We start from the raw sequence: 16,939 nt of genomic DNA, 5'->3' as shown, positions 1-16,939 counted from the left end.
CCCTTGGGCCAAAATTATGAGTGACGCCGGCGTTGAGCTGAACATCCTGCCGGGCCTGTGCGTAGCGCACAGCAGCCTTGTCATGCGCAATCTTGAAGGCCCCGCCACTATGCTGGCCGTAAAAGACCGCATGCTCGGCAACAAGCCCTTGGCTGCCCTGCACTCGTCCTACTCAAACTTTCTTAAAAAACCCGTTTAGCGGCATACGCGAGTTATGGATAATAACATAGAAAAACGCATCCAGAGCCTGCGCGACAGGCTTAGCTATCTGGTGGACATTTTTGCAGGCAAGCATAAAGACAATGCACAATTGCTGGAAGAAAAGCTCACCTCTTTTGCGACGCGCGTTCGTGCTGGGGAAGTTGAAGATCCCTATGCCGAACTGGCCACGGTAGAAGACCTTTTCAGCTATGTGGAGCGCCGCCTTGAAGGCAGCATCACTCCCATGGACAAGGTGCGCATTGTACGCCATCCGCAGCGCGTCTGCCTGCGCGATATTCTGGAAAACGTCTACGACAACTTTACCGAGGTCGGCGGGCAGGACGAGCACAGCCTTGACCCCAGCATGCTTATTGCCCGGGCTGTCATTACTAGACGGCGCGGCAAAAAAACCTACACCCAGTCTGTCATGGTCATCGGGCAGGAAAAAGGCCACGGCGCGGAATTCCGCAACGGCGGCTCGGTCAAACCCTGGGGCAACGCCAAGGCGCAGCAGTATATGCGCGTGGCCGAAACCGAGGGCATTCCAATTCATGCCTATATCTTCACGCCCGGTTCGTATCCCATTGAGGACTACCCCGGCGCGGCCCAGCAGATCGCCCGCAATATCTACAGCATGGCTGGCCTGCGGGTTCCCGTCATTGCCGTGATATCCGAAGGCGGTTCGGGCGGCGCCGAGGCTATTGGCCTCGCCGACAAGAGGCTCATGCTTTCGCACGGTTACTATTCGGTTATTTCTCCCGAAGGTGCCGCCGCCATTGAAGGCCGCCTCAAATCCGGGGAACGTGCCGCGCCCGAACTTATCGAGCACTGCGCCCAGAATCTCAAGATCACCGCGCAGGACAACTTCAAGTTCGGCTACATTGACCGCATTGTGCAGGAACCACCGTTGGGCGCGCGCCCCTGGCACTTTGATTTCTTCCGCAGTCTGCGGCAGGAAGTCATTCGCGCAACCGACGAAGTGGTGGTCTCTACCCGCAAGATGCCCATTTTCAAGGGCCTGGCCCTGTCTCGCCTGCGCAAGCCCGACGCCAACCTGGACGAAATGCACACCCGCTGGGGGCTTTCATCCAAGGCCAAGGACTGCCTGCGTGAAAAACGCCAGCAGAAGTTCCTGCGCCTTTCGCGTCAGGCCGCCCGCGACCGCAGGCCCTTCATCACCAAGCTGGCCGGCGCAACCTGGGACTGGATTTCCAAACCCTGGGTGAGCTTCAAGTACGATTTCTATCGTAAGCACCAGATGCGCATCCGCACCTTTATGGAAGAAATGGACAACGAATGGGAAGTGTTCAAGGGCCGCCTGCTGGCTCCCTGGCACAAACTCACCCACAAGCTGCCCAGCAAACAAGACAGCAAGGCCAAGGAACTCATGGCCCTTTCTACCTGGGCCGACGACTCGCGCCGTCTCAAGTGGAACTATATCTCCCCGCGTTACAAGACAGACCGTGCGGTCACCTGCCCCAACAGCGCTTCTTACGGCTGCCTTGACCTGTGGGGACCGGACCTTTTTGCGGAGTTTGCGGGCGTGTGCAGCCATTGCGGCTACCACTTTCCTATGGAGCCGGAATGGTACGTTAAAAACGTCTTTGATCCCGGTTCTGTTTTTGAGTTCAACAGTGAAATTGAAGCGGGCAATCCTCTGGACTTCCCCGATTTCAACGACCGCATCAGCGCAGCGCAAAAAAAGACCGGGGCCAAGAGCGGTTGCATGACCTTTGAGGCCCGCATAGACAACACCAAGATGGTGGTGGCCATGCTTATGGGCACCTTCCGCGGTGGTTCCGTTGGCGCTGCCGAGGGCTACAAGTTTGTGGAAGCCGCCCAGCGCGCAGCCAAGAAGCGGTATCCGTTCCTTGCCTATGTGCACGGCACGGCTGGCATTCGTATTCAGGAAGGAACCCACGGCGTCATACAGATGCCGCGTTGCACGGTGGCAGTGCGCCGCTATATCGAATCCGGCGGGCTGTACATGGTGCTCTACGACACCAACTCCTTCGCCGGACCAGTGGCCAGTTTTCTCGGCTGCTCGCCCTACCAGTTCGCCGTGCGCTCGTCCAATATCGGCTTTGCCGGACCCGGCGTTATCAAAGAAACCACGGGTATGGACATCCCGCCCAAGTACCATCGCTCCTACCGCGCCTTGTCACGCGGGCATATTCAGGGCATATGGGACAGAAGGCAGGTACGGGCCAACCTGAAGCAAGCTCTGCTCACCATCGGTGGCAGGAACTTGTACTATCGGTAGGCGGTGCTGTAGTGATACTGATGCGTAACCAGTCACTGTCGCCATCTCTAAGGCCCTGCGGGCCTAAGACCTGCCGCGCTCTGCTCACCATCGGTGGCAGGGACTTGTACTATCGGTAGGACGGCGGCGAACTCTGGATATGGCATGGTTCCCTGCCGCTTGCAGCAGGGAGCCCAGCGGGCGCTTTTTCAGCCTGCTGCAGACAGATTATGCAGATATGTCAGTACACAACATAGCGTGCGCCCAGTGGGGCAGACATTAAAGAACCCAAACGCCCGTGCCGCTCCGGCGGCACACGCGCCAAGCATATTACGGACCAAGCATGATTAATATATCTTCGTTGCTGGACGAAATTAAAGCCTCTCCCTACCGCGAAATCGTTATCCGTACTCCGCATACGGGGCAGGTCACTTTTGCGGGGCTCAAGCAGGGCGACAAAACATTTGGCCCCCAGGGCCAGTGGAAAGAAAAGCCCGGCACTCTTATTGCCACGCTGGAGCGCGAGCGCAATCCCAAGTCTATTTGCGCCTCTGAAAAGGGTGAGGTAAGCACGATACACAGCGAACTTGAAGGCCAGTTTGTCCAGGCCGGAACCCCACTTGCCGTGCTGCGGCATATGCTGACAAAGGATGAGGTGCAGAGCATCATTCTGCAAAAAACCCTGCACCTGTTCTGTGCGCCTGAACGCGCCAAGTACTACTTCACGCCTGAAGTGGACAAGAAAATCCGCGCGGCTGACGCTCAGTCAGTAGCCGTGCGCGACGGCATGGAACTGCTCATCATGTCCCGCATGAAGCGCGAAGTGCCTCTTAACTACTCCGGGCCTGACGGCGTCATTTACGCTGTCTACTTCAAGATCAATGACAACATGGACGCCGGGGCTCCGCTTCTGGGCGTGTGCCCCAAAGACCAGCTGCCTGCCATTCAGGACGTCATCATGCGTGTGCAGACGGAGTGGACGGAAAAGGAATAGAAAAGCCCCCATTCGACCAGTCAACCAACGTGGAGAACCATTATGGGCAACGCCTTGCAGATACGTGTCACCGCTGTGACCTGGAACGAAGACCTGCTCGAAAAACTGTGGCCCAAGTTGACGGAACTGGCCTTCAGCGTTCCCATCAAGCATGAGAAGCACGGTGTTCTTGAGATGGTGCGCGCCCTGAGTGACGGCCTGCAGTTTCTTCCCTGGTCCGAGGCCAGACGCAAGGCGATGGGGCCCGGCATTGAAGAGGCAGCCCGCATCAAACAGGCGCTGGAAAACGCGCTGGCAGACTGGCAGCCCCGTGAGGCCAACATTTTAAGTGACAAACTTGAAGACGTGCTGGATAATCTGGAAAAGGCGTTTGTGGCCTGACAGATCCGGAACACAGCAGTATATCATCGGAGAGCATTCGAATGCTGAATAAAGTTATGATTATTGGCCGCCTGGGCCGTGACCCCGAGTTGCGTTACACTCAGAGCGGTTCGCCCGTGGCCAGCCTCAATATCGCTACAGACGAGTCCTATACCGACCGTGACGGCAACAAGGTTGACCGCACCGAATGGCACCGTGTGTCTGTATTTCAGCGCCAGGCAGAAAACTGCGCCAACTACCTTACCAAGGGCAGCTTGGTTTTTGTGGAAGGCAGCCTGCAAACCCGCAAGTGGCAGGACCAGCAGGGACAGGACCGCTACACCACTGAAATCAAGGCGCAGCGTGTGCAGTTTCTGGAACGCAAGGGCGACGCCCCCCGCGAAGGCGGAGGCCGCAGCTTTGACGAAGACTATGGCGCACCTTCTGCCGCTCCCCGTGGCAACGCCCCGCGTGGCGGCCAGGGTGGAGCCCCGCGCCAGCAAGCGCAGGGTGGAGGCCAGGGTGGCCGTCGTGGAATGGATGAAGACCTCGGTCCCGCCTTCCCTTCTGAAGCGTCCAATATGGACGAAGTGCCCTTCTAGACCTTTCGATCACGGGTTCGGGCTTGACCTGAGGCAGCTTGTTGCCGCCCAAAACAGCCTGACCTGCTTTGTTTGGCCGGAACCACACAGGTTCCGGCCTTTTTTTGTCAAACGCTGTACACCGCATGTGTCTCTCCCCGCCCCTTGCACACCGTTTTGAACCGACCTTGTGCCTCGCGGCAAACCAATCGCGATCTAGCCCTGCTCCAAAGTGATGTGCCTTGGCCATCTTGTTTCCCTCTAACCTGAGCGGTAGACCAGATTGTATCCACCCGGAATGCCGATTACCGCCGCCAGCTCTCCAAAATATAAACAGCCGCAACATCCCGGCCTCAAACAGATTTACTTCAAACGGCTTCAGTGCCAACCAATCACGCAAAACCATCCCGCCTCTGTGTATCGTGCAATCTGACTCACTTCGGGGCTACTCGTTGGTTCTCCCTACCCTCCGTGCTTTTGTGCAATGCAGGCTGCGCTTGGCCTGACCTTCGAAGGCTCAGATATTCGCGGGTCTGGCCTTCCAACTTGCTCGCCCAAATGGGAGATTGCGAAAAAAAGCGCCATCGTCAAAAATGTAATATGCAACACCCCCAGCTCCCGCCTGTTTTCAATTCTCGGGCAGGCTATCAGCGCCCATCTGCAATGTGAATTTTATGTTACAATTTAAGTATGTTATTGAATTTCACTCCATCAAACAACAGCAAGGAGGCAAAAAAATAGCAAGAATATCAACACGTCACGTATGTGCTTACCTTGCCGCCTGCAAAGGAGATTTGCGCGTTTTTTCCAGCGAGGGGGCTTCTCTTTTTTAAAAACATGCCGTATGATGGTATTTAGGTTTTTTGGCGGGATGCAACGTCTTTTCGTATATTTTTGCTGACGTTGTCAGGAAAATTTGCAAGAGGTAGTTGACTTTTTGTTAGATTATTCACAAGATGGTTTTTGAAAGAAGCCCTCCCTATTCCGGTCAACGTGATGCCACGGTGGGAGGCTGTCATAACCAAAACACGGAGGATTTCGCGATGTCCAAATTGGTAGCTCCTCACGGCGGTAAGGGTCTGGTCTGTTGCCTGCTTGAAGGTAAGGCCCTGGAAGACGAAAAGAAAAAGGCTGCAGGCCTCAAGCAGATCGAGATTTCTTCCCGCGCTAAGGGCGACCTTATCATGATGGGCATTGGCGGCTTTTCGCCTCTGAACGGCTTCATGAACAAGGCCAACTGGAAGAGCGTTTGCGAGAAGATGACTCTCACCGACGGCACCTTCTGGCCCGTGCCTGTGACCCTGGACATCTCCGCTGACGAAGCCAAGACCATCAAGGCTGGCGAAGAAGTGGCTCTGGTCCGTAAGGGCGAAATCATGGCCACCATGAAGGTCGAAGAAGTCTATGAAATGACTGAAGCCGACAAGAAAATGGAATGCGAACTGGTCTTCAAAGGCGAAGGCCCCGACTCTGAAAAGTTCTGGGAAGTGGCCCCCGAAGACCATCCCGGCGTGAAAATGGTTCTGGCTCAGAAAGAATTCAACATCGCTGGCCCCGTCAAAGTGCTTTCGCAGGGCGAATTCCCCGAAAAGTTCCCCGGCGTGTACATGACCCCCGCCCAGCTGCGCGCCAAGATGGACGAACGCGGCTGGCAGAAGGTTGCCGCCCTGCAGCTGCGCAACCCCATGCACCGCTCGCACGAATACCTTGCCAAGATCGGCGTGGAAGTGTGCGACGGCGTGGTCATCCACTCCCTGGTGGGCTCCCTGAAGCCCGGCGACATTCCTGCTGAAGTGCGCGTGCGCTGCATCGACACCCTGGTTGACAAGTACTTCGTGAAAGACTTCGTCATTCAGGCCGGCTACCCCCTGGACATGCGTTACGCTGGTCCTCGTGAAGCCTTGCTGCACGCCACCTTCCGCCAGAACTACGGCATCAACAACCTGCTGGTTGGCCGTGACCACGCTGGCGTGGGCGACTTCTACGGCATGTTTGAAGCTCAGGAAATCTTCCGCAAGATTCCTGTGTCCGAAGACGCCGGCAAACGCCTGCTTTGCGATCCCCTGAATATCGACTGGACCTTCTACTGCAAAAAGTGCGACGGCATGGCCAGCATGCGCACCTGCCCGCACGGCAAAGAAGATCGCGTCATCCTGTCTGGCACCAAACTCCGCAAGATGCTTTCCGAAGGCGCGGAAGTGCCGGATCACTTCGGCCGCGAAGAAGTGCTTACCATCCTGCGTGAGTACTATTCCAGCCTGACCGAAAAAGTCGAAGTCAAGATGCAGCGTGCCGCCTCTGGTTCCACCATGTAAGGACGCCGCAGTCACAACGCGAAAGGACGCCCGCAAGGGCGTCCTTTTGTTTTGGCGGGCTGCCGCCTCTGCCCCAACGTGCAAACAGCCCGACAGCAGCCCATTATAGGCAAAGGCACGCGCGGCCAGTTTACTTTTACACAGGGCGGGTTCTGCTTTCACGCAGGGCGGGTTTTGCTTTCCCCATATGTGGCAACATGGTTTTTCCACAAAGTCCCCCCCTGAATCCAGTCGCCCGGCATGCCTGAACTTGTTACATATGCGGGGGCCTGATCCACTCGTGACGTGTTCACACTTTACCTGAAGTAAAAAAAAGCCTATAACCAAATGATACATTTTGGGCATAGAAGTCGTCGTGCGACTGCCGCAAACGTGCGGTCCCGAGTGTACCGGCAGGCGGCTCATCGTGGCGCGCGCCCTGTGCGTGCCCCGAAGATACCCGCTCAAACCCATCTACAGGTGGTCCATGAACCGATCCCACGAAGTCGTTACCGGCGCCCTGTGCCTTGCTCTGCTGGCCGCAGCATTCTGCGCATGGAGCGCCCTTGGCAACGAGGTTAACCTGTGCGTAACGGCTGGCTGTTCTTTATATCAAGACACCTCCGTTGCGGGCATTTCACTGTGGTGGCTCGGAGCTGGCGTTTTCGCGGCCCTGTGCTTTCTGGCTTTGTTGGGGGCCACCCATTGGGGCCGAATACTGGCAGCCCTGGCGCTCACGGGCGACGTGCTGCTGCTTGCGGTAATGGCCCTTACCGCCCCCTGTGTCAGCTGCCTTATCGTGGCTGTCTTCTTTGCCCTTATCTATTTGAGCTTTCGCCACGCGGCAGCCGCGCGCACTCGCGCCAGCAAACCGGGACGTTCTGCCCTGGTGCTGGTATGGGGAGTGCTCTTCATCGTCAACCTTGGCGCAGTGGTCAAATCACAGGCCAACGTCTGGGCCATTACCGATAATGGTCAAGAAGCCTCAGTACATATGTACTTCTCGCCCTCCTGCTCCAGTTGCCGTGAAGGTGTTGGCATTCTGTCCGGCCATGTGGATGTCGCTTTCTACCCTCTCGCTGAAAACGACGCGGACGTGTACCGCGTTGCGCACATGATGCGCCGCCTTGATCAGGGGGACAGCATGGCAGAAGCCCTGGCCCGCTCTCAGGAAGTAAGTGCTCCCAGTGGTTTTGCCGCTTGGAGCCCGGATATGATCTGGCTGCGCTTCCGCATGCTGCGCAACAAATCCCATGTATTTATGGCTGGCGCTCAAACCGTGCCTTTCTTCGAATACCACGGCTTGCCCTCAATGCTGGTCAAGCAGGCTCAAGCCGCAGGCCAGCGAAGCGCCACCGGAACGGGGGCTGCCGCAACAGGCTCCAGCACTCCAGCCGCAGGCATGTCGGGCGGCGCGGGCGCAGCCTATCCGCAGGGCCAACATGGCGGTACAAGTGATGCCCTGCCACTGGAACCGCAGATCGCGGGCCAGTGCGGCGGACCGGCTCCCTGCCCGGAATAGGCCGGACACTTTGAGCGGGCTGCCTTTAAAAGGGCCTCTTTCAAAGATTACAGGCGCGCTTATTGTTGGCGCCAAGGGCTGGTACTTGCAGCGTAAGACGGGTTTTGCCTGACAAAGTGAACCAAGCGAAATCCGGCAGGCAAAGTGCGTTGGCGAAATACGACAGCAGTACGGCAAATCAGCGCATAAGCCCTGTTTCTTGAGATTCAAGACGACCTGCTGTACCCGCTTCTTCAGCGCCGGAGCGATGGGGATCAAGCTTACAGCAAAAGAGCCAGCGTGAGCTGACAACGATAACTGCGCCCTGAAATCGGCACGGGCAACCATTCCGATACAAGGGTGCAGCGGCACGCTGATATTGTGCAAAAAATAACGTAAGTAATGCAGGAAAGCGCTAAATGGGCTTGACGCCCTTTGCGCTTCCACTTTATATGAAACAGCCTTACCCGTAAGGCATGAGGGCGGCATGAAAGCACAGGATTTGTTCAGAAAGCGCAAAAGCGAGATCGTTCGCCTTTGGGCTGAAGAGGTGTTTAACACCTACCCGTTTGAAACGACAGGTTTTTTGCGTACCCGTGAGGATCCTTTCAGCAACCCTGTTGCCCACATGACCAAGGAAGCGGCCGACGCTCTGTACGACGCAATGGCTGGTGAACACGTTGATCCCGGGCACACCAAGATGGCCTTGGAACGTTTCATCAAATTGCGCGCTGTGCAGAAGTTTGCCCCTAGCCAGGGGCTGGGCGTGTTTTTTCTCATGAAGCCCATTCTGCGCGAACATCTGCTGCCCGAGTTTATAGCTCTGGGCGATGTTGCGTCTTATATGGAAGCCGAATCGCGTTTGGACAGCCTTACCCTGCTGGCCTTCGACATGTACACCGAAGCCCGCGAGGTTCTGGCCAACCTGCGCATCACAGAAATTCGCAATCAGCACGCCCAACTGGCGCGCTGGGCGCAAAAGCTGGAAGGCGGATCTTCGCATCCGTCGGACGAACGCTGACATCCACGCGCTTATGCCCGGCATCTTGCCCTTGCCGGGCTTTTCAGGCGTGCGGTCAAGGCATTTCTCAATATCCCGTGGTGGGCTTTTGAGGCAACTTTAGTGGAAGTGAGGTAGGGAATGTTCAATTCATTACTGCTGGTGCTGCTCTTAGGAGCCATCGCCTGGGCGGGAGCGGCCATAGGGCTTGCGCCTCTGTTCGGCGTTGTGCTGCCATATGTAGCAGTCGTCGTATTCATCGCCGGTGTTATCTGGCGCATGGTATACTGGGCCAAATCGCCCGTGCCTTTCTGCATCCCCACCACGGGCGGGCAGGAAGTGTCGCTTGATTTCATCAAGCCCAACCGGCTCGACTGCCCCAGCAACACCTGGGACGTTGTGCGGCGCATGTTTCTGGAAGTATTTTTCTTCCGTTCGCTGTTCCGCAACACTGTAGCCGATGTGCGTGAAAATGACCCCATCAGCAAGGGCCCGCGCACCATTTATTTTTCTTCCAAGTGGCTGTGGGTTTTTGCCCTGCTGTTCCACTACTGCTTCCTGCTGGTCTTCATCCGCCACTTCCGCTTTTTCATGGAGCCCATCCCGTCCTGTATCAAGTTTCTGGAAACCATCGACGGCATCATGCAGGTGGGTTCGCCCCGCTTTTTCATGACCGGTGGTCTGGTGCTGGTGGGCGTGCTCTTTCTTCTTGGCCGCCGCATCTATGACAAGCGCCTGCGTTACATCTCGCTGTTCAACGACTATTTTCCGCTGTGGCTCATCATTGGCATCATCAGCACCGGCTTGTGCCTTCGCTATTTCGACAAGACCGAAATCGCCCAGGTCAAGATTTTCGTTATGGGCCTTACCCACTTTGCGCCCGTGACCACCGCCGGCATCAACGCGCTCTTCTTCACCCACCTTACTCTGGTGTGCGTACTGCTGATTTACTTCCCCTTCTCCAAGCTCATGCATATGCCGGGCGTGTTCTTCAGCCCCACGCGCAACCTGGCCAACAATTCCCGCCGGGTTCGCCATATCAACCCCTGGAATCCGCCCAAGCAGTACTTCACCTATGCCGAGTACGAGGATACCTATCGCGGCGCCATGGCTGAAGCCGGGCTGCCTCTGGATAAGCAACCCGAAAAGGCCGCCGAGTAAGGAGTCTTCATCATGGCAAAATTACCTACGCCGCAAATGCTTGTCGCCAGCCGTCCGGATTTTCCGGCCGAAGATTGGCTCGACGTCAAGCCGGAATTTACGCCGGGCAGCTTCTGCTATCCGGCCAAGAAAGACACTATGGAACTGTTGCACATGCCCAATCCCCACGAGTGGGATCCGTCCGCCGAGGACTGGAACCTGCCCGAAGATTGGGAACAAATCCTGTGTGACGCCTTTGCCGACAGACTTGAGAAGCACCGCTCGCTCAAGCTGTTCATGGATATCTGTGTGCGTTGCGGCGCCTGTGCCGACAAGTGCCACTTCTTCCTCGGCACCAACGATCCCAAGAACATGCCCGTACTGCGCGCCGAGCTGCTTCGTTCGCTCTATCGCCGCGACTACACCATGCTGGGCAAAATTCTTGGCAAAAAGGTCGGCGCTCGTGGCTGGGACGTGGCAGTAGTCAAAGAACTGTTCTACTACGCCTACCAGTGCACTGAATGCCGCCGTTGCTCGCTCTTCTGCCCCTACGGCATCGACACCGCCGAAATCACCGCTATCGTGCGCGAACTGCTGCATGAAGTGGGCCTCGGCACCCACTGGATCATGGATCCTGTGAAAAACTGCAGCTTCACGGGCAACCACCTGGGCATCCAGCCCCACTCCTTCGTGGAAATTGTGGAAATGCTGGCCGATGACTGCGAAACCATCACTGGCATCCGTCCCAAGACGCCCTTCAACGAAAAGGGCCACGAAATCCTGTTCATCACGCCCTCAGGCGATGTGTTTGCCGACCCCGGCATCTACACCTTCATGGGCTACCTCATGCTCTTCCACGAGCTTGATCTTGACTACACCTTCTCGACCTATGCTTCTGAAGGCGGCAACTTCGGTTCCTTCACCTCCTTCAACATGGCCAAGAAGCTCAACGCCAAAATGTACGCCGAAGCCGAACGCCTGGGTTCCAAATGGATCCTCGGCGGCGAATGCGGTCACATGTGGCGCGTAATCAACCAGTACATGGACACTTACAACGGCCCCACCCCGGCCAATATGGAAGTTCCCGTGTCGCCCATTACGGGTACGGTGTTCAAAAACGCCGCCTCCACCAAAATGGTGCACATTGCGGAATTTACGGCTGACCTCATTCATCACAACAAGCTGAATCTGGATCCCAGCCGTAACGACCATATCATCACCACCTTCCACGACAGCTGCAACCCGGCTCGTGGCATGGGCCTGCTTGACGAGCCCCGCTACGTTCTGAATGCCGTGTGCAACAACTTCCACGAAATGCCCGAAAACACCATTCGCGAGCAGACTTTCTGCTGCGGCGCGGGTTCAGGCCTTAACACGGAAGAAATCATGGAACTGCGCATGCGCGCCGGTATGCCGCGCGGCAATGCCCTGCGCTTTGTGCAGGAAAAGTACGATGTCAACCACATGGCCTGCGTTTGCGCCATTGACCGTGCCACACTGCCCCCGCTTGCCAACTATTGGGCTCCGGGCGTCAACGTGAGCGGTCTGCACGAACTGGTGGGCAACGCTCTGGTTATGAAGGGCGAATGCAAGCGCACCATGGACCTGCGTCAGGAAGACCTGCCCAATGTGGTGGACGACGAGGACGCGCCCGAAGCACAGGGGGAGGGCCAATAAATGTATAACGCCAAAGCAGTTATCGTTGGGATCATAGTATTTGTGGCCCTGTTCACCGCCCCTTTCTGGCTGAGCATGATGGGCAAGGACTACAAGAGCACCGGCATTGAGCTGCCCAAGGGTGAAAAGGAATGCATCGAGGACGTGCAGTTCATGCGCGACCAGCATATGCGCCTGCTCAATGAATGGCGCGATGAGGCCCTGCGCAAGGAAAACCGCGTCTATGTGGCCACCAGCGGCAAAAAGTGGAACATCAGCCTTCAGAATACCTGCATGAAGTGCCACAATGACTACGAGGGATTCTGTCAGAAGTGCCATAAGGCTAACGGCGTTGATCCCTATTGCTGGACTTGCCACATCATTCCCCAGGGGAGCAAGTAATGAACAAGAGCAGAAGAAGCTTTCTGAAAGTGGCGGGCTTTTCGGCCTTCGCCCTTACCAGCGGCATGGCTGCCCTGTCTGGCGTTGCCCAGGCGCAGATTGCCCCCGGCAAGTATGAGCGCGCGGCCAATGCCCTGCATGCCAAGCGTTGGGCTATGGTTATCGACACACGCCAGTTCACTGGCCCTGAAGACTACAAGCCCCTTATCGACGCGTGCCACAGCTTCCACAACGTGCCGCAGATTCCTGGCAACCAGGATATCAAATGGTTCTGGCTGGACAGCTACGCACATGTTTTCCCTGATGACATGAACGCGCATCTGAACAAGCATTCCCGCGAGTCTATGTACCCGCTGCTGTGCAACCAGTGCACCAATCCGCCCTGCGTACGCGTGTGCCCCACACAGGCCACCTACAAGATGGAAGACGGCATTGTGGCTATGGACTACCACCGCTGCATCGGCTGCCGGTTCTGCATGGCTGGCTGTCCCTACGGCGCGCGCTCGTTCAACTTCAAAGATCCGCGCAAGTTCCTGTCCAACCCTGTGCCCAACCCCGAGTACCCCACGCGCATGATCGGCGTGGTGGAAAAATGCACATTCTGCGCCGAGCGCCTTGCCGTGGGCAAGTTGCCCGCCTGCGTTGAAGCAGCCAATGGCAAGATACTTTTCGGCGACCTGGAAGACCCCAATTCAACGGTGCGCCAGGCTTTGGCCGCCAACTACAGTATTCGCCGCAAGCCCAGCCTGGGCACCCAGCCCGGCGTCTACTACCTTATCTAGGGAGAACAGGCCATGCTTGAAAAATTGCTCGACGGTCCTAAGACCTTCTACATGTGGCTGATCTTCCTGCTGGTTCTTATTGCGGGTTGCGGCCTTGTGTATCTGGATCAGTTGCAGAACGGTCTCTCTGTCACCGGCCTCAGCCGTGACGTTTCGTGGGGACTGTATATTTCGCAATTCACCTACTTCGTGGGCGTGGCGGCCTCGGCCGTCATGCTGGTGCTGCCCACCTACTTCCATCACTACAAAAAGTTCAAACGCATGATCATCTTCGGTGAATTCATGGCCGTTGCGGCCGTGGTCATGTGCGCGCTCTTCATCGTGGTGGACTTGGGCCAGCCCCAGCGCATGCTCAACGTTATGCTTCACCCCTCGCCCAATTCCGTCATGTTCTACGACATGATGGTGCTCATCGGCTATCTGGGTCTGAACATCATCATTGGCTGGGTCACGCTTGAGGCCGAAAGGCACGAGATTGATCCGCCCAAATGGATCAAGCCCCTTATTTACATCTCCATTCTGTGGGCTTTCTCCATCCATACGGTCACGGCCTTCCTGTACGCGGGCATCCCTGGCCGCCATTACTGGCTCACCGCCATTATGGCCGCCCGCTTCCTGTCCTCGGCTTTCTGCTCCGGTCCTGCCATCCTGCTCTTGCTGATGATGGTGCTGCGCCGCCTGACGGGCTTCGAGCCCGGCAAGGAAGCCGTGAAAACCCTGACCACCATTATCGTCTATGCCATGTGCATCAACGTCTTCTTCTACCTGCTGGAAATCTTCACCGCTTTCTACAGCGGCATTCCCGGACATGAAGAACCCATCCACTTCCTCTTCTTCGGGCACGAAGGTCATCTGCCCTGGGTGAGCTACTGGATGTGGGGCGCTGTTATCATGGCCTTTGCCTCTCTGGCTCTGCTTATTCCGCCCAAGCTGCGCGAAAACCCCTGCCTGCTGCCCATCGCCCTCATCATGCTGGTGCTGGCTTCCTGGATCGACAAGGGTCTTGGCCTGCTGGTGGCTGGTTTCACGCCCAACATGTTTGAAGCTTTCACGCCTTATATGCCCAGCGCCAAGGAAATTGCCGTGGCTCTAGGTGTGTACGGTGTTGGCGCCCTAGTGCTCTCGCTGCTGTGGCGGATAGCCCTTGGTGTCAAGATGGAAGTGAACCACATGCACGACGACTAGGTTGACCTCAGGGTTAGCCATACGGTGAAAACCGTTACCAAAGCCCCCGTGTTCGCACGGGGGCTTTCCTGTGGGCCCCAGTTGTGATAAAATTCTCTTATTGAACAGATCATATTTGAACGAAAGCAGCGCGGAGCTTGCAAACGCCCAAAGGCGTAAACAGCTCAGACGCAGCTGATATTTATCACTTTTACCAGCACAACAAGGCGACATGCTTGACTTTCATTGCCCCCAAAAGGCATAGTACAGGCCATTGCCGCCATTATTTGCAAGGAGATTACGATGCAACAAGCGCTCAAAGACGCCATAACCATTTGCAAAACATTTTTGCGCAACGGCTATGACGCGCATGTCATCAATGCCCCCTTGCAGGAACATCTGCTCCAGAAGGTTGACCATCTGGCCGTAGACATTGCCTGCGAGCCGGACATGGACACGCTGTTCAAGCTTTTTCCCAAAGCCACCGCCGCCCCCGAAAAGCGGGCACTGGCCATTATGGAAGAAAACGGCGTCACATATCGCTTTTATCCTCTTGAAGTGGCCGCAGCCGGGCATCCCGAGCTTTCGCTGGTCAAGATCACTCCAACAATGATTGATCTTATGAGCCCTGAAGAGCGCCTCAAGCTGCGCCTCACGGGTTTCAATACGCCAGAAGCCAGCGGTGACGTGTACGACGGCTTTGAAGACATCAAGGGCGGAGCCATCTGCCTCACCGGCCTGCCGGACGAAACCCTGCGCCACAACTACTTGCTGGCCATCCGCGCACTGCGCTTTGCGGCCAACTTTGACTTGCCCATCGAACCCAATACCTGGCTGGCCATCATTCGCGCTTCAAGCCGCGTGCTGGACTATGTGCCGGCCACGGATATTATGGACGAATGGCGCAAGGTTGCCGCAGAAAACATGCACCAGTTCGTGCGGCTGCTCTTTGAAGCCCACATTCTTCAGGGCCTCATCCCCGAAGTGGCGTCCCTCTCCTGCCTGACGCAGATGCGCAACAAGGAAGGCGACACTGAAAACGTTTTCGAGCACACACTTGAGTGCATGAAGTGCTATCCAGAAGAGGATTTTCACTACGACTGGCTGGGCACTATGGCCATGCTCTTTCACGATGTGGGCAAGCTCTACACCGGGGAATATTTTGACGGCCTGTGGACCTACTACCAGCACCACCGCGTGGGGGCCAAGGTAACGCGCAAGATTCTGCGCCGCCTGCACTTCACACAGGAAGACATCGACCTGCTGTGCAACCTGGTGCGCAACCACATGCGCTTCCACTTCATGATGACAGACAGGGGCATCCGCCGCTTCAAGGCGCTGGACGACTACCCCCGGCTTATTGCTATGGCGCGGGCAGACCTCAAGGCGCGCGACGGCATTCCCACCTCGTTCAACCATAATATGAAATACCTGGACCGTGCGGAAACGCCGGAACAGATGCTGGAACCCCTGCTCAACGGTAATGAGATCATGAGCGAAACCAAGCTGTCGCCTGGTCCCCAGGTGGGCGTGATTCGTGATGCGCTGCTCAAGGCGCAGATTGCCGGAGAGGTTACGGATCTGGATTCAGCTGTACACTTTGTGCGGGAGTATGCGAGGAAGTCGGTTGGCTAATAGGTGAGCATAGCTCACAGTTAATTTAGGCTGAGTTACTATTGAGGCCGTCTCTGAAATATGGGGCGGCCTTTTCCTTTGGGTTCAGCAGGAGCTATACAACTTTAATTTCATATTTCGCGATATAGATGGCATCCCTGTTCGTCAAAATGCAATTCATCTGATCATATACATAAACATCACTGTCTATTTTGTGTTTTTGGTCAACTATGGCTTCTATCATCTGCTTCAGAGCTGCCTTATGGCTTGGCATATTCCCTTTATGAAACAAACATGCATAACTGCCTTTTTTTATTTCTTTTATGACCATATCGCGCCCTTTTGATGCCTTTGAAAACAGAAATGTTGTGCTGAAGTCATTATTCTCGGCATGCTCCTTGGGGATGACCATCCCTATGGGGGGATATACCGTATTTCCATGCGCCAAATCGTACATCAGGCATGCAGAATAGCACTCGACGCTATCCTCCCGAGTCAGCATTTTTTCTGGATTTACAGGATAATACCTTACCTTTTCAGCATCTCGATTCTCAAAATAAACCTTATCAAACTCCACCGTCAGAGCCTGCTCCGCTATTGTTGTAAGATCCGTCAGCATATGCATGCGGTGAAGAATCCTGAGATGCTCCGTATAAAGCACTTCAATGCGTTTTTTAATAAAACCAATATATTCAAGCGTATTGCAATTATTCTGATTTTCCCTGATTTCCTCAAGACTGCTTCCCGTTTCTTTGAGCAGAGAAATCATATCAAAATCAAAAAACTGCTCCATACTGTAAAATCGGTATCCATTCTCCGAGATATAGCGCGGCTGTAAAAGCCCCTTTCTGTCATAATGAAGAAGCGTTTCTTTTGTCGTATGGCACAGACGTGCGAATTCTCCGACCTTCAAAAGTTTTTTTGTTTTCATAAAGCTTCTCCTTGACCCTTGTGTTACCCAGTAGTTTATACTTGAAAAATTCTCAACAAATCCTTTCTCTCCAAAAG

General features: G+C 55.7%; 15 protein-coding genes. 14 read left to right on the top strand and 1 reads right to left on the bottom strand.

Features of this window, described 5'->3' with window-relative positions; all coding sequences use genetic code 11:
* Positions 1-16 precede the first annotated feature (16 nt).
* The 14 genes from HNQ38_RS05590 (at position 17) to HNQ38_RS05525 (ending at position 15,952) form a co-directional block, all read left to right on the top strand.
* Positions 17-199, top strand: coding sequence for a DUF1847 domain-containing protein (locus HNQ38_RS05590; protein WP_183718446.1), 183 nt, complete (start codon positions 17-19; stop codon positions 197-199).
* Positions 200-214: 15 nt separating this feature from the next.
* Positions 215-2,464, top strand: a complete 2,250-nt coding sequence (locus HNQ38_RS05585; RefSeq protein WP_183718445.1) for an acetyl-CoA carboxylase carboxyl transferase subunit alpha/beta — start codon at positions 215-217, stop codon at positions 2,462-2,464.
* A gap of 322 nt (positions 2,465-2,786) precedes the next feature.
* Positions 2,787-3,437: a biotin attachment protein gene (locus tag HNQ38_RS05580; RefSeq protein ID WP_183718444.1), complete on the top strand. Its 651-nt coding sequence runs from the start codon at positions 2,787-2,789 to the stop codon at positions 3,435-3,437.
* A gap of 42 nt (positions 3,438-3,479) precedes the next feature.
* Positions 3,480-3,818: a hypothetical protein gene (locus HNQ38_RS05575; protein WP_183718443.1), complete on the top strand. Its 339-nt coding sequence runs from the start codon at positions 3,480-3,482 to the stop codon at positions 3,816-3,818.
* Positions 3,819-3,859: 41 nt separating this feature from the next.
* Positions 3,860-4,399, top strand: a complete 540-nt coding sequence (locus tag HNQ38_RS05570; RefSeq protein WP_183718442.1) for a single-stranded DNA-binding protein — start codon at positions 3,860-3,862, stop codon at positions 4,397-4,399.
* A 1,022-nt stretch (positions 4,400-5,421) separates the two neighbouring features.
* Positions 5,422-6,693, top strand: coding sequence for a sulfate adenylyltransferase (gene sat / locus HNQ38_RS05565; protein ID WP_183718441.1), 1,272 nt, complete (start codon positions 5,422-5,424; stop codon positions 6,691-6,693).
* 466 nt (positions 6,694-7,159) lie between these two features.
* On the top strand, positions 7,160-8,194 hold the full coding sequence (locus HNQ38_RS05560; RefSeq protein ID WP_183718440.1) for a hypothetical protein: 1,035 nt from the start codon (positions 7,160-7,162) through the stop codon (positions 8,192-8,194).
* A 466-nt stretch (positions 8,195-8,660) separates the two neighbouring features.
* Positions 8,661-9,194 (top strand): RsbRD N-terminal domain-containing protein, encoded by a 534-nt coding sequence (locus HNQ38_RS05555; protein WP_183718439.1) that lies wholly within the window; start codon positions 8,661-8,663, stop codon positions 9,192-9,194.
* Positions 9,195-9,314: 120 nt separating this feature from the next.
* Entirely contained in the window at positions 9,315-10,334 is a 1,020-nt protein-coding gene (gene dsrM / locus HNQ38_RS05550) for a sulfate reduction electron transfer complex DsrMKJOP subunit DsrM (RefSeq protein ID WP_183718438.1), read from the top strand.
* Positions 10,335-10,346: 12 nt separating this feature from the next.
* Positions 10,347-11,990, top strand: coding sequence for a sulfate reduction electron transfer complex DsrMKJOP subunit DsrK (gene dsrK / locus HNQ38_RS05545; RefSeq protein WP_183718437.1), 1,644 nt, complete (start codon positions 10,347-10,349; stop codon positions 11,988-11,990).
* Positions 11,991-12,371: a sulfate reduction electron transfer complex DsrMKJOP subunit DsrJ gene (dsrJ, locus tag HNQ38_RS05540; RefSeq protein WP_183718436.1), complete on the top strand. Its 381-nt coding sequence runs from the start codon at positions 11,991-11,993 to the stop codon at positions 12,369-12,371.
* The gene (dsrO, locus tag HNQ38_RS05535) at positions 12,371-13,153 is read left to right on the top strand and encodes a sulfate reduction electron transfer complex DsrMKJOP subunit DsrO (protein WP_183718435.1); all 783 of its coding nucleotides are present in this window, start codon (positions 12,371-12,373) and stop codon (positions 13,151-13,153) included. Before dsrJ ends, dsrO begins: the two co-directional genes overlap by 1 nt.
* Before the next feature lie 12 nt (positions 13,154-13,165).
* Positions 13,166-14,338, top strand: coding sequence for a sulfate reduction electron transfer complex DsrMKJOP subunit DsrP (dsrP, locus tag HNQ38_RS05530; protein WP_183718434.1), 1,173 nt, complete (start codon positions 13,166-13,168; stop codon positions 14,336-14,338).
* Between the two features lie 282 nt (positions 14,339-14,620).
* Complete coding sequence (locus HNQ38_RS05525; RefSeq protein WP_183718433.1) at positions 14,621-15,952, top strand: HD domain-containing protein; 1,332 nt, start codon at positions 14,621-14,623, stop codon at positions 15,950-15,952.
* 94 nt (positions 15,953-16,046) lie between these two features.
* On the opposite strand, the gene HNQ38_RS05520 is transcribed toward HNQ38_RS05525, so the two are convergent.
* Positions 16,047-16,862 (bottom strand): MerR family transcriptional regulator, encoded by an 816-nt coding sequence (locus HNQ38_RS05520; protein WP_183718432.1) that lies wholly within the window; start codon positions 16,860-16,862, stop codon positions 16,047-16,049.
* Positions 16,863-16,939 lie beyond the last annotated feature (77 nt).

Source organism: Desulfovibrio intestinalis, from assembly GCF_014202345.1.
In the GTDB taxonomy this organism is placed as follows: Bacteria; Desulfobacterota; Desulfovibrionia; order Desulfovibrionales; family Desulfovibrionaceae; genus Desulfovibrio; species Desulfovibrio intestinalis.
Note: the sequence above shows the minus strand (reverse complement) of the source record. Positions and strands in the feature narration are given on the sequence as shown.